The organism is Streptomyces sp. NPDC002588, assembly GCF_040295925.1.
Lineage (GTDB): Bacteria > Actinomycetota > Actinomycetes > Streptomycetales > Streptomycetaceae > Streptomyces.
Genome location: NZ_JBEOWF010000014.1, coordinates 147,690 through 160,344 on the forward strand (window position 1 = coordinate 147,690; position 12,655 = coordinate 160,344).

The window sequence follows — 12,655 nt, forward strand, 5'->3', positions numbered from 1 at the left end:
GTTAGGGCGGCTCGAGGCGGGTGTTTCGGACGTCCGCACGGAATCGGGGGGCGGAGTCCGGGGCCGCGGGGCAGGATGGGCCACGTTCGGACCAAGACGAGGGGGCGGGTGCGGATGGCCCGGCGTACGGGGCGTACGGGGCGTGCGGCGGCTGGGTTGTGCGCCGTGCTCGTGGGCGCGCTGCTGTGCGTGGCGGCGCCCGGTGTCCCCCGCGCCGTCGCCGCACCGGACGTCCCGGCGTACGCCTTCGCCGACGACGTCCAGGACGCGCAGGCCGCGAAGAGCACCGCCGGTGCCGACAGCCTGCGGTCCGGCGCGACCTACCGCAGCACCCTCCCGGCCGGTGAGAAGGCCTACTACCGCCTCACACTCGACGGGAAGTCCACCACGTACGTCTCCGTCACCGCGGTCCCCGGTTCCGGTGCCACGCCCGCCGTCGCCGACGGCATCAGCGTCTCCATACAGGACGCGAACAGCGCGACCTGCTCCAGCGACTCCGCGACGGTCGGCGCCGCGCTCAGCCCGCAGCCGGTGACGGCCCTGGCGGCGCGGGAGATCCGGCCCGGGATGGGGCTGTGCCAGGACCCGGGCACCTACTACGTGGTCGTCGAACGGCTGGACACGGGCACCGGTGAGGGCTCCGCGGACCCCTGGACCCTGGAGCTCGCCCCCGTCTCCGAGCCGGCGCTCGCGAAGGCCGCCGCCACGACCGGGCCCGGGGCGTGGAACTCGGCGACGCCCGCGCCACCCGCCGGCGAGCCGGTCAGCCGCCCCGGCGGCGCGGGCTTCAGCCGGGCGGTCGCCGTACAGCCGGGCGTCTGGCGGGACGAGGCCGTCCCGGGTGAGACCGTCTTCTACAAGGTGCCCGTCGGCTGGGGGCAGCAGCTGTACGCCGAGGCCGAGGTGAGCAGCGCCGCGGCGGGCCGGGACCCGGGTACCGCGTACGTGGTCGACGCGCTGGAACTGACCCTCTACAACCCGGTGCGTGCCAAGGTCGAGGCCCGGGGCATCGGCTATGCGGGCACCCAGAAGTCGGCCTCCCTGGACCCCGTCCCGCCGGTCCGGTACGGCAACCGGTACGCGCCCACCGACCCGGTGAGCAGCCTGCGATTCGCCGGCTCCTACTACCTGGTCGTCCACCTGGCCTCCGGCATCGGCGAGCAGTTCGGTGACGGCCCCTACGAGGTGACGCTGCGTGTCCGGCTGGACGGAACCGCGGAGGCCGGGCCGGGGTACCTGGGACAGTCGGTGCCGCACGGGGCCATCGCCACGGGCACGCTGGGCGACGACGGCGACGGCACGGGCGTGGCGGGCGGCGCCGACCCCGTGATGACGGCGGTGGCGGTGGGCGGTATCGGTACGGGGAGCGCGCTGCTGCTCTTCCTCGGCGTGTGGACCCTGACCGCCCGCCGCAGGACGCCGGCCCGGTCCGCCCAGGCCGCCCGGTCGGCCCGGTCCGCTCAGTCCGCCTAGATTCTCGTCAGCGCCCAGAACCCCACGGCGTAACACGCCAGTGCGAGCAGCAGCAGCGGTACGGCCACCTTGGCGGGCGGCCCGGGCCGGGCGCGTCGTACGGCCCGCCGGTGCCCGCGCCTCGGAAGCTCCGGATGCGGAGCCGACGGGGTCCGGTGGGGGTCCTGGGCGGTGTAGGAGGCGGTGCCGGTGTCGATGCGCTGACCTCCGGGGCCACCGGGGCCTGGGAGGGCGGAGAGGGCGAGGGTCGTCTCGTACGGGACCGGTGTGGGTGTCGGGGTGGGTGTGGGTGTCGGCGTTGGAGTGGGTGTCGGTGTGGGGGTGGGCGTGCCCGTGACCGTCGGCAGTGGGGGCGGCAGATGGAAACTGCCGGTGTCCGACATGGAGGGAGGTGGGGTGGGCGTCGGGCTGGGGGAGGGAGTGGGGGGCTGCTGTGCGGCTCCTGTGCCGGTCCAGGACGGGTGGGGGGCCGGCACCGGGGGTGTGGTGGGTCGGGCGGGCAGCGAATCTGTGCCCGGACGGACCGGTTCCGGAGGTGCCTCCGGACGGGCCGGCACTGACCCTGAGGCCGGTTGGCCCGTACTGGGTGGCGTGTCCGGCGGGGCGGGCAGGGGTGTCGGTCCGGTGGTGCTCCGCGCCGGCGGCTTCAGCGGGCCGTCGGGCCCGAACCCCTTGGGCAGGGGGCCGAGTTGGTCGAAGATCTCGATCAGTTCGTCGTCGGGGCCGGGCTCGGGAAGGAGTTCGGCGGCGGCCGCCAGCGCCTTGCGCGCCCCCGTGGCCGTACGGAACCGGGCCTGCGGGTCGGGCTGCAGCAGCATGGCCACGAACTGCCACAACGGCTCGGGAATCCCCTTGGGAGCGCTCGGAGTTCCGTGTTCCGCGAAGTACTGGACGAGCGCCTTGGCGTCCGGTTTGGCGCCTTGCAGGAGGTACAGCGCGACCAGTCCCACGGCGAACAGGTCGGCGGGGAAGTCGGGTTCGGAGCCCAGCATCTGCTCGGGGGCCAGGTAACCGGGGGTGCCCACCACGAGGTTGGTCTCGGTCAGGCGCGGCTCGCCCAGCCGCATCGCGATGCCGAAGTCGGACAGGCGCAGACGGGGGCGGGCGGTGCCGGTGGCCTCCAGCAGCACGTTCGCCGGCTTGATGTCACGGTGGACCACCCCCTCGGCGTGCACCGCGGCGAGCCCGGACAGCAACTGGTCGAGCAGGGTGCAGACGAACCCCGGCGGCAGCGGTCCGTAGTCGCCGACGAGGTGGACCAGTGAACCGCCGCCCACCAGATCCATGGTGAACAGCACCTTGTCGTCGTCGGCGGCCCAGCTCGCGGGCGCCAGCACATGAGGGTGGTCGATCCGCAGCGCCTGCTCGCGGACGAACCGCAGCAGGGAGTGGGCGTCCCGCTGCTGGAGCACCTTCGCGGCCACGTACCGGCGGCGGCGGTGGTCCCAGGCACGCCACACGGCGCCGACCCCTCCGCGTCCGATCGGGTCGGCCAGTTCGTAGCGTCCGGCGAAGACCTCACCCATGGCAGTGCGTCGCTCCTCCCCCTCAGGTGTCCCCCTGCTACCCCCTCGCTACCCCCGCGACGAGCGATACGACCCCCGTGTCCCCCGCGTCTTCCCGGTTTTCGCCCGAGCCCTCGTGCCTGCCCCGCCGTATCCCGCCGTACCCCGCCGTGTCCCCTTGAGCCTCGTGCATGTCCCCCGACATCCACCGAAGTCTCCCGAGCCTCCGTGCCCCCGAGCCCCCCGTACCCCGAGTCCTCGTACCCCGAGTTCCTCGTGGCCTCTCCCTGCCTCTTCCCCTGCCCCTGTCCCCCGTCGCCGTGCTCCGCGCTCCCGTCAGCGCGCGGGGATCAGCTCTGGTGGGACTGGTAGTGCGTGACCGCGTCCGAGGTGCGGCCGGCGCCGTACACCCGGAGGAACTCTGCCAGTTCCGGGTGGGTCGGGGCGAGGCTGTTGGCGGCGTCGATGATGTCGCCCGCGGCGGCCACCGACCGCAGCAGCGACTGGATCTCGCGGACCACCCGCTTGACCGTGGGCGCCCCCGAACTGCTGGTAGTAGTCGTGGTGTTGCTGAGCACCGAGCCCCCTTGCGACCGCTTGATCTCGTCCATGCGCTCGGTCGCCTCGGCGGCACTGACGCTGCCGTCCGCGACCTGACCCGCCAACTCCTGGAGCAGCTGCACCCGCTGCACCACGGCGGGGTTGCCGATCTTCGCCCGTTGACCGCTCATCAGCTGGGACAGCATCGGTGCGGACAGCCCCAGCACCCCCGCGAGACGAGCCTGGTTGAGGCCAAGATCGTCGATGAGCTTACGGAAGAGCGCCCCCAGTGGCTCTCCGTACCAGTTCCGCTGAAGCTCCCGCGCTCTCGCGGTCGCTTCCTGCTGTGCGGCGTCCATTGCGTCTCCCCATCGCTTCCCCGGAAAATCCCCGGTTCGCTGTAGCGAACCACGCCGAGCATCTTACGGAGAGTGGTCATCCGGGGGGACCCCCAATCTTTTTGCGAGATACCCCCGGTGACCCGGTACTCTGGTCTGCGGCGGCCGCCAGTACATGGTCACTGGCCGGGCGTCCCTTCCGGGGCCTTAGCTCAGTTGGTAGAGCGCTGTCTTTGCATGGCAGATGTCAGGGGTTCGACTCCCCTAGGCTCCACTGTCCAAACGCCCTCTGACCTGCGGAAACGCAGAGTCGGAGGGCGTTTTTCGGTGCACACGCGGTGCGCGCACCTACGCGCATGTACGCGCACCCGAAAGTGCGGGAGCGGGGGCGGTCGGGCCGCGGCGGGCTCGGATTCCCGAACCGACCGCAGGTCCCACGGGCACCGCTGTGAGGTTCGCCGTGCGGTAGGAGGCTGTCGCCAGCCAGTTCCGTGCCGGTGTCGGCGCGGCAGTCTTCCCGGGGTACGCCCCAACAGTGGAAAAGCTGACAGGACTTCCCGGATTAGGATCGCCCCATGCCCGAAACGGATTCCTGGCCTGCCGCCGTACCCCTCCAAGGGGAGCGTTTGCACCTGGAACCCCTGACGATCGCACATGCCGAAGAAGCTGCGGAGATCCTCAACGACGAGCGTTTGCATGCATGGATCGGTGGCGCTCCGCCGACCCGAGGGGAACTGGAGCAGCGCTATCGGCGGCAGGTCGTCGGCAGTTCACCCGACGGGCGGCAGGGCTGGCTGAATTGGATGATGCGGAAGGGAACCGGCGGGCGGCTGGTCGGAACAGTTCAGGCAACGCTCCACCGACCCCGCCCCGACCGTGTGGAGGCCGAGCTCGCATGGGTCGTCGGCCACGCTTTCCAAGGCGCCGGCTACGGAAAGGAAGGCGCCTGCACCATGGTTGCCTGGCTGCGCGCGCAAGGGGTTTCCGGGTTCGTGGCTCATGTGCATCCCGGCCACCGGGCATCGGCCGGCATCGCGAAGGCCCTGGGCATGAGGCCGACCGGCGAGGTCCACGACTCCGAGATGCTGTGGGCCGACTTCGACCCGCGCGAACGTCGCACGCACCCGGCGTGAAACCCGTGACGCCACGCCCCTGTTCGCAGGGACGAAGCGCGACAGCGGGCGGAGGACCTCCAAGTCCTCCGCCCACTGCGGGTGCCGGGTGCGTGCCTCGGGCTCAGCCGCGGTCGTCGTCGCGCCGCGCGGCCTCGTCCTCGGCCTGCTTCGCCTGGACCTCCGGATCCAGGGCGGACGGATCCGTGCTGCCGTCCACCGAGGTCAGCCCGCCCGGGGCGGGAACCTCCGTGGCGGCCGGCGGCTCGACCAGCCAGTCGGGGTTGGTCTGCTTGTCCCACCACTTCCAGGCCGCGAAGGCGCCGCCGGCGGCCGCGGCGAGGATCACGAGGGTCTTGCCGACCTTCCCCGCCCGCGCCCTGCGCCGGTGCCTGCGGACCAGCCTCTCGATCTCCTTCGGGGTCACCTGGCCGCGCAGCGCGGCCAGCGCGGCGACGCCCCGTGCGGCGGCCTCGTCCTTGACGGGTCCGGCCGCGGCCACCGCCTGTTCGATCTTCGGCCGGGAGTATTCGGCGGCCTGGCGCGAGTACTCGGCGGCCTGGCGGGCGGCCAGCAGGGTCCGGGCGGCCGCCTCCTGCGCAGCATGGTCGACCTTCGGCGGGACATGCGTCCTGGCCTGCTCCAGCCGGGGCGCGACACGGGTGTCGAACTGGGTGCGGGCCTGCTCGGCGGCCAGCGACACCTTGGGCGCGAGTCGTACACGGGCCTCTTGCGCGTAGAGCGCGGCCCTCTCCTTGGCCGTGTCGGCGTAGGGCGCCACCACTTCCGCGGCGTGCAGCACGCTGTCCTTCGCCGAGCCGGTCGCGGCGCGCACGCTGTCGATGCGGGTCACGGGTTCCTCCTCCTCGGTGGCGTACGGTATTTCGACTTTCCACCCTTTTACGGATCATGCCTCCCGATGGCCGTCCCGGCATGTGCGGGCGGGCATACGGGTGTCGATCGTGTGCAATGGCGGACGAACCGGGGGCGACGGCACCCAGGGCCTGTCTGCCGGATCCTGCCGGGGCCGGCACACGCTCCCCGACTGCCCCGAAGGCGCGGGGGGAACCCCCATCGCGTCGCCGCCCTCCTCCGCCTTGCAGCTGCACGCACCGGACCCCGCCCGGCCGGGCCGGAAGGCACCGTCGTTCGGAGCCGGCCTGATCCGGAAGAAAGGCCCTTTCGTCGACAATGCCACGGATCGGCGCGACCCGCTCCCGTCCGTGCAAGGATCGGCGGATCACACGAGCACAACGGAAGGCACGATCGTGGCCGAGCAGCTCTACGCCACCTTGAGGACCAGCAAGGGCGACATCGAGATCCGGCTCTTCAAGGACTTCGCCCCGAAGACGGTCGACAACTTCGTCGAGCTGGCCACGGGCGCGCGCGAGTGGGTACACCCGGCCACCGGCGAGCGGTCCAACACCCCGCTCTACGACGGCACCGTCTTCCACCGCGTGATGAGCGGGTTCATGATCCAGGGCGGCGACCCGCTGGGCAACGGCACCGGCGACCCCGGGTACCAGTTCCCCGACGAGTTCCACCCGGAACTGCGCTTCGACCGGCCCTACCTGCTGGCCATGGCCAACGCCGGCCCGGGCACCAACGGCTCCCAGTTCTTCATCACCGTCTCCCCGACCGCCTGGCTCAACCGCAAGCACACCATTTTCGGGGAGGTCGTGAGCAAGGCGGGCCAGAAGGTCGTGGACGAGATCGCGGCCACCGAGACCAACCCGCGCACGAACCGCCCGGTGCACGACGTCGTCATCCAGTCGGTCGTCGTCGAGAGGCGCTGACGGCGTCGGCGGGAACCATTCGCCCCGCTCGTCCGTAAGGATGAGCGGGAGAAGGCCCTGTACGACGCCCTGCACGACGACGACCCGGGGGAGCCCATGGACCAGGCGCCAGGCAGTCGGCCGGAGGACACCCACAGCGGTCCGTCCTCCTGCTACCGGCACCCGGGCCGCGAGACCGGAGTCCGCTGCACCCGCTGCGAGCGGCCGATCTGTCCCGAGTGCATGGTCAGCGCCTCCGTCGGCTTCCAGTGCCCCGAGTGCGTCCGCCGGGCGGCGGGTACGGACCACCCTCCCGCCGCGTCCCGGCCGCGCACCCTGGCCGGCGGCTCGGTCGCCGCGGATCCGCGGCTGGCCACCAAGATCCTCGTGGGCGTCAATCTCGCGGTGTTCCTGGTCCAGCTCGCCGTCGGCGACCGCTTCACCGAGCACCTCGAGCTGGTCGGCCGGGCGATCATGCCGGCCCTCGGCTACGGCGAGGTGCAGGGTGTGTCGGAAGGCCAGTGGTACCGGCTGCTGACCGCGATGTTCCTGCACGGCGGCTATGTCCACATCCTGTTCAACATGCTCAGCCTCTGGTGGCTGGGCGGCCCCCTCGAACAGGCGCTCGGCCGGGCCCGCTATCTGACGCTCTACTTCGTCTCCGGTCTGGCGGGCAGTGCCCTGACCTACCTGATCGCGGAACCGAACCAGCCGTCGCTCGGTGCCTCCGGCGCCATCTTCGGTCTCATCGGCGCCACCGCCGTCCTGATGCGCCGGATGCGCTACGACATGCGGCCGATCATCGCCCTGCTCGTGATCAACCTGATCTTCACGTTCAACCCGGCCTTCAACATCTCCTGGGAGGCCCATATCGGCGGCCTCGTGGCAGGGGTGATCGTGGGGTACGGCATGGTCCACGCGCCGCGTGAGCGCCGGGCCCTGGTGCAGTACGGCGCCTGTGCCCTGGTGCTGGTGGCCGTGGTCGTGACGACGATCCTGAGGACCGCCCAGCTCACCTGAGCGCACTGTTGTCCACAGTGGGTGGTGAATCTTGTGCACAACGTGCGGGGATGGCGAAGCCCCCTGTCGACGACCGCTGTTTTCGCAGGTCAGGCAGGGGGCGAACGGATTTTCGAGGGGTGGTGACTGCCGGTAGTCACGTCATACCGGCGTCAACCTCCGGTGAGTTATCCACAGATCGTCGTTTCTTTTCCCCATCTGTGGAAAGCGACCTCAGGCCTGTGGATAACTCACTGAACAGCCCTGGGGAGAGCTGCTGGGGCCGGCTACTTCCACTGAGTGGAGACGCCGAACCCCGCCGCGATGAACCCGAAGCCGACGACGATGTTCCAGTTGTCCAGGCCGTCGATCGGCAGCGAGCCGTCGGTGACGTAGAAGACGACGATCCAGGCCAGCCCGATCAGGAACATGGCCAGCATCACGGGCGCGACCCAGGCACGGTTGTTCAGCTTGAGTGCGGTCGCCTGCTTCGCCGGCGGCGGCGTGTAGTCGGCCTTCTTGCGGATACGTGACTTCGGCACGAGGGTCTCTCCTGTCGATGCGCTGCGTGGCCGCGCAGGTGCTGGGTCGGGCTCGGGGCCTGTGTGGAGGGTACTGAAGGGCTCCCCCGGGCGTCCGTTAGCGTAGTGCTTCTACGGCGCCGAAGGAGATAAGGGTACGTTGAGCAATTCTGCCGACTCCCCCGGGACGGGATCAACGCCCCGTTCCCGTGGTCGCCTCCGGCCCGTGCGGATACTCACCGCGGGTGTCTTCGCCCTCGCCGGTCTCCTCTTCATGACCAGCTTCAACACCGCCAAGGGCACCAACATCCGCACGGACGCCTCCCTGCTGAAGCTGTCCGACCTCATCGAGGAGCACAGCCGCAAGAACGGCGAACTGGACGAGTCGAACGCGACCCTGCGCGCGGACGTGGAGTCGCTGGCCGAGGCCGACGACGGCAGCACGAGTGCCGAGGACAGGAAGCTGGCCGCCCTGGAGGAGAACGCGGGCACCCAGAAACTCAAGGGCAAGGCGATCACCGTCACCCTCAACGACGCCCCGCCGAACGCCACGGCCAAGCTGCCCGGCTACCCCGAACCGCAGCCCGACTACCTCGTCATCCACCAGCAGGACCTCCAGGCCGTGGTGAACGCCCTGTGGAAGGGCGGTGCCCAGGGCATCAAGGTCATGGACCAGCGGCTGATCTCCACCAGCGCCGTGCGCTGCGTCGGCAACACCCTGATCCTCCAGGGCCGCGTCTACTCACCGCCGTACAAGATCCAGGCGATCGGCGACCCGGAGAAGCTGCAGAAGGCCCTCGCGGACTCGTCGTCGATCCAGAACTACATGGTCTACGTGAACGTCTACGGCCTCGGCTGGAAAGTCACCGAGGACGGGACGGTGACTCTGCCGGGCTACTCGGGCACAGTGGATCTGCACTACGCGAAGCCTGTGGAGTAAACCGCCTGCGGGGGCGCCTGTGTCGTTACGGGTGATCGTCAGGACGTTCAGCGAGCTGTGCATCACCGTCGGCGCCGTCATCGTGCTGTTCGTCGGCTATGTGCTGTTCTGGACCGGTGTCCAGGCCGACCGCGTCATGGGTGACCAGATCGACGACCTGCACGACCAGTGGGCGCGGCAGCAGCCGGCCGCGCGCCCGAGCGCACCCGTACCGCCGGCGCCGTACAAGAGCGGGAAGCCCTTCGCCGTGATGTACATCCCGCGGCTCGGTTCCACGTGGAACAAACCGGTTCTCGAGGGGACGGCGACCGGCACCCTGAAGAAGGGGCTGGGCCACTACGCGGGGACCGCGCGGCTCGGGCAGACGGGCAACTTCTCCGTCGCGGGCCACCGGCGCACCTACGGCGACCCCTTCAAGGACTTCCCGAAGCTGCGGCGCGGGGACGCGGTGGTGCTGACGGACGGCACGACCTGGTTCACGTATCGGATCGACAAAGGGCCTTACAAAACCGTGCCCTCCGACATCGAGGTGATCGACGCTGTGCCACGTAAGTCGGGGTACACGCGTCCGGGCCGGTATCTGACGCTGACCACGTGCGATCCCGAATGGGGCCACAGTCACCGGCTGATCGTCTGGGCGCACCTCGACTCCACACAGCCTGTGGAGGCAGGCGAACCGAAGGCCCTGCGCCGTTAGTCTGGTGGCGTACGGCGTGAGTCAGGTGCCGTGGTGCGACGGAAGGGACGGCATGTACGGCTGGATCTGGCGGCATCTGCCGGGAAACGCCTGGGTGAAGGCGCTGATCTCCTTCGTGCTGGTCCTGGCTGTCGTTTATGTCCTGTTCCAATATGTCTTTCCGTGGGCCGAACCGCTGCTTCCCTTCAACGATGTGACGGTGGACAACCAGTGAGCGCGCGCATTCTCGTCGTCGACAACTACGACAGTTTCGTCTTCAACCTGGTCCAGTACCTGTACCAACTGGGCGCCGAGTGCGAGGTCCTGCGCAACGACGAGGTCTCCACCTCACACGCCCAGGACGGTTTCGACGGCGTCCTGCTGTCCCCCGGCCCCGGCACGCCCGAGGAGGCCGGCGTCTGCATCGAGATGGTCCGCCACTGCGCGGCCACCGGCGTCCCCGTCTTCGGCGTCTGCCTGGGCATGCAGTCGATGCAGGTGGCCTACGGCGGTGTCGTGGACCGGGCGCCCGAGCTGCTGCACGGCAAGACCTCGCTGGTCGAGCACGAGGGCCGGGGCGTCTTCGCCGGCCTGCCCACGCCCTTCACGGCGACCCGCTACCACTCCCTGGCCGCCGAGCCGGAGACCGTCCCGGCCGAGCTGGAGGTCACGGCCCGCACCCACGACGGGATCATCATGGGGCTGCGCCACCGTGAACTGCCCGTCGAGGGCGTGCAGTTCCACCCGGAGTCGGTGCTGACCGAACACGGCCACCGGATGCTGGCCAACTGGCTGGTGGAGTGCGGTGACCAGGGCGCCGTGGCGAGGTCGGCGGGGCTCGCCCCGGTGGTGGGCAGGGCCACGGCGTGACCGCGCTGCGCCCCGAGCGCGAGGACTCGTACGGCACGGCGCCGTACGAGTCCTTCGGCGGTGTTGCCTACGGCGATCCCCAGGGGGAGGCGCGCGGCGATGCGTACGGCGACCCGTACGGCGCAGAGGCGTATCAGCGGCAGCTTCCGCCCATCGACGAGGAGACGGTGGCGCTGCGGATACCGGAGCCGCCGCCGTCCCCGTTCGACGATGCGCCCATATCGGCCTCTGGCGCCTCGGCGGCCGGGCCCCGGCCCGGAACGCCAGCGGGCGGCCGAGCGGCCCGCAGAAAGGCAGCCAAGGGCCGTCACGGCCGTCACGGCGGCTCCCCGGACGTCGAGGACTCGCCGGACGCCCTCTCCCAGGACGAGCGACCGCTGTCCCGGGTGGAGGCCCGGCGGCAGGCGAAGGCGCGCAAACCGAGCACGGGGGTGCTGGTCAGCCGGGCGGTCGGTGAGGTGTTCATCACGACCGGTGTGCTGATGCTGCTGTTCGTCAGCTACCAGCTGTGGTGGACCAACGTGCGGGCGCACGCGCAGGCCAGCAAGGAGGCCAGCAGCCTCCAGGACGACTGGGCGAGCGGCAAACGCAACCCGGGGACGTTCTCCCCCGGGCAGGGCTTCGCGATCCTGCACATCCCCAAGCTGGACGTGGTCGTGCCGATCGCGGAGGGCGTCAGCAACAAGAAGGTGCTCGACAAGGGCATGGTCGGGCACTACGGCGAAGGCGACCTCACGACCGCCATGCCCGACGCGAAGACCGGCAACTTCGGACTCGCGGGGCACCGCAACACGCACGGCGAGCCGTTCCGGTACATCAACAAGCTCCAGCCGGGTGACGCCATCGTGGTGGAGACGCAGGACGAGTACTTCGTCTACAAGATGGCGTCCTCGCTGCCGGTGACGTCGCCCAGCAACACCAGCGTCCTCGAACCCGTGCCCCCGCAGTCCGGCTTCACCGGTCCGGGCCGCTACATCACCCTCACCACCTGTACGCCGGAGTTCACCAGCAAGTACCGGCTGATCGTCTGGGGCAAGATGGTCGAGGAACGGCCGCGCAGCAAGGGCAAGCCGGATGCGCTCGTCCAGTAGCTGGGCATGTTGTCGAGGTCGAGCAGTCGAGTAGGGGCAGAGTGAACGTGGCAGCGACCACCGGCGACACCGGGCACGCCGGGTACGCCGACGAAGGGGACGCGTCCTCGCCCGCGCCGGGACAACCCCGACGCGGGCGGATCGCCTTCGCCGTGAGCGTCTTCGGGGAACTCCTCATCACGGCGGGTCTGGTACTGGGCCTGTTCGTCGTCTACTCGCTCTGGTGGACGAACGTGATCGCCGACCGGCACGCGGACAAGCAGGCCGACAAGGTGCGCGAGACCTGGGCCCAGGAGGACACCGGGCCCGGCGCGCTCGACACCAAGGACGGCATCGGGTTCCTGCACGTCCCGGCCATGAAGAACGGCGAGGTCCTGGTCGAGAAGGGCACCTCGACGGACATCCTCAACGAGGGCGTCGCCGGCTACTACACCGACCCCGTCAAGGCCACGCTCCCCAGCAGCGACAAGAACGGCAACTTCGCCCTCGCCGCCCACCGCGACGGCCACGGCGCGAAGTTCCACAACATCGACAAGCTGAAGAAGGGCGACCCGATCGTCTTCGAGACGCGGGACGACTGGTACGTCTACAAGGTCTACGCCGTCCTCCCCGAGACCTCGAAGTACAACGTCGAGGTGCTGGGCGGGATCCCGAAGGAGTCCGGCAGGTCGAAGGCCGGCCACTACATCACGTTGACGACGTGCACCCCCGTGTACACCTCGCGCTACCGGTACGTGGTGTGGGGGGAGCTGGTCCGCGTGGACAAGGTGAACGCGGACCGGACTCCGCCGAAGGAACTGAGCTGACGCGGCAGA

The 12,655-nt window shown here is 70.1% G+C and carries 14 protein-coding genes and 1 tRNA gene; 11 read left to right on the forward strand and 4 right to left on the reverse strand.

The genetic code is table 11. From position 1 onward, the window contains the following. Positions 1-165 precede the first annotated feature (165 nt). Positions 166-1,473, forward strand: coding sequence for a hypothetical protein (locus tag ABT057_RS18255; protein ID WP_352344072.1), 1,308 nt, complete (start codon positions 166-168; stop codon positions 1,471-1,473). Here the strand turns inward: ABT057_RS18255 and ABT057_RS18260 are convergent. Together ABT057_RS18260 and ABT057_RS18265 are read right to left on the reverse strand one after the other, a co-directional pair. Continuing rightward, on the reverse strand, positions 1,470-2,999 hold the full coding sequence (locus tag ABT057_RS18260; RefSeq protein WP_352344073.1) for a serine/threonine-protein kinase: 1,530 nt from the start codon (positions 2,997-2,999) through the stop codon (positions 1,470-1,472). The two genes, ABT057_RS18255 and ABT057_RS18260, sit on opposite strands and share 4 nt — an antisense overlap. 329 nt (positions 3,000-3,328) lie before the next feature. After that, on the reverse strand, positions 3,329-3,877 hold the full coding sequence (locus tag ABT057_RS18265; protein ID WP_352344074.1) for a helix-turn-helix domain-containing protein: 549 nt from the start codon (positions 3,875-3,877) through the stop codon (positions 3,329-3,331). Positions 3,878-4,057: 180 nt separating this feature from the next. Here ABT057_RS18265 and ABT057_RS18270 point away from each other — a divergent pair. Together ABT057_RS18270 and ABT057_RS18275 are read left to right on the forward strand one after the other, a co-directional pair. Beyond that, positions 4,058-4,130: transfer RNA gene (locus tag ABT057_RS18270), tRNA-Ala, on the forward strand. A 301-nt stretch (positions 4,131-4,431) separates the two neighbouring features. Then, a complete protein-coding gene (locus ABT057_RS18275; RefSeq protein ID WP_352344075.1) occupies positions 4,432-4,989 on the forward strand; it encodes a GNAT family N-acetyltransferase in 558 nt (185 codons plus the stop codon). Between the two features lie 103 nt (positions 4,990-5,092). Here ABT057_RS18275 and ABT057_RS18280 read toward each other — a convergent pair whose 3' ends face one another. Beyond that, complete coding sequence (locus ABT057_RS18280) at positions 5,093-5,821, reverse strand: DUF5324 family protein (RefSeq protein ID WP_352344076.1); 729 nt, start codon at positions 5,819-5,821, stop codon at positions 5,093-5,095. A 415-nt stretch (positions 5,822-6,236) separates the two neighbouring features. Here ABT057_RS18280 and ABT057_RS18285 point away from each other — a divergent pair, with 415 nt between their 5' ends. Together ABT057_RS18285 and ABT057_RS18290 are read left to right on the forward strand one after the other, a co-directional pair. Next, positions 6,237-6,764: a peptidylprolyl isomerase gene (locus tag ABT057_RS18285; protein ID WP_352344077.1), complete on the forward strand. Its 528-nt coding sequence runs from the start codon at positions 6,237-6,239 to the stop codon at positions 6,762-6,764. Between the two features lie 96 nt (positions 6,765-6,860). Continuing rightward, positions 6,861-7,763, forward strand: a complete 903-nt coding sequence (locus ABT057_RS18290) for a rhomboid family intramembrane serine protease (protein WP_352344078.1) — start codon at positions 6,861-6,863, stop codon at positions 7,761-7,763. A gap of 266 nt (positions 7,764-8,029) precedes the next feature. On the opposite strand, the gene crgA is transcribed toward ABT057_RS18290, so the two are convergent. Further along, positions 8,030-8,284, reverse strand: coding sequence for a cell division protein CrgA (gene crgA, locus ABT057_RS18295; RefSeq protein ID WP_352344079.1), 255 nt, complete (start codon positions 8,282-8,284; stop codon positions 8,030-8,032). Positions 8,285-8,423: 139 nt separating this feature from the next. Between crgA and ABT057_RS18300 the strand changes: the two genes are divergently transcribed. The 6 genes from ABT057_RS18300 to ABT057_RS18325 are packed head-to-tail and all read left to right on the forward strand — an operon-like array spanning position 8,424 to position 12,646. Beyond that, positions 8,424-9,203 (forward strand): DUF881 domain-containing protein, encoded by a 780-nt coding sequence (locus ABT057_RS18300; protein ID WP_352344080.1) that lies wholly within the window; start codon positions 8,424-8,426, stop codon positions 9,201-9,203. 19 nt (positions 9,204-9,222) lie between these two features. After that, entirely contained in the window at positions 9,223-9,900 is a 678-nt protein-coding gene (locus ABT057_RS18305) for a class E sortase (RefSeq protein ID WP_352344081.1), read from the forward strand. 4 nt (positions 9,901-9,904) lie between these two features. Beyond that, on the forward strand, positions 9,905-10,114 hold the full coding sequence (locus ABT057_RS18310; protein WP_352344082.1) for a hypothetical protein: 210 nt from the start codon (positions 9,905-9,907) through the stop codon (positions 10,112-10,114). After that, positions 10,111-10,749, forward strand: a complete 639-nt coding sequence (locus ABT057_RS18315) for an aminodeoxychorismate/anthranilate synthase component II (RefSeq protein ID WP_352344083.1) — start codon at positions 10,111-10,113, stop codon at positions 10,747-10,749. The genes ABT057_RS18310 and ABT057_RS18315 overlap by 4 nt, the downstream gene beginning before the upstream one ends. Continuing rightward, positions 10,746-11,840, forward strand: a complete 1,095-nt coding sequence (locus ABT057_RS18320; protein ID WP_352344084.1) for a class E sortase — start codon at positions 10,746-10,748, stop codon at positions 11,838-11,840. The genes ABT057_RS18315 and ABT057_RS18320 overlap by 4 nt, the downstream gene beginning before the upstream one ends. A 41-nt stretch (positions 11,841-11,881) precedes the next feature. Next, the gene (locus ABT057_RS18325; RefSeq protein ID WP_502973935.1) at positions 11,882-12,646 is read left to right on the forward strand and encodes a class E sortase; all 765 of its coding nucleotides are present in this window, start codon (positions 11,882-11,884) and stop codon (positions 12,644-12,646) included. The last annotated feature ends 9 nt before the right edge of the window (positions 12,647-12,655 follow it).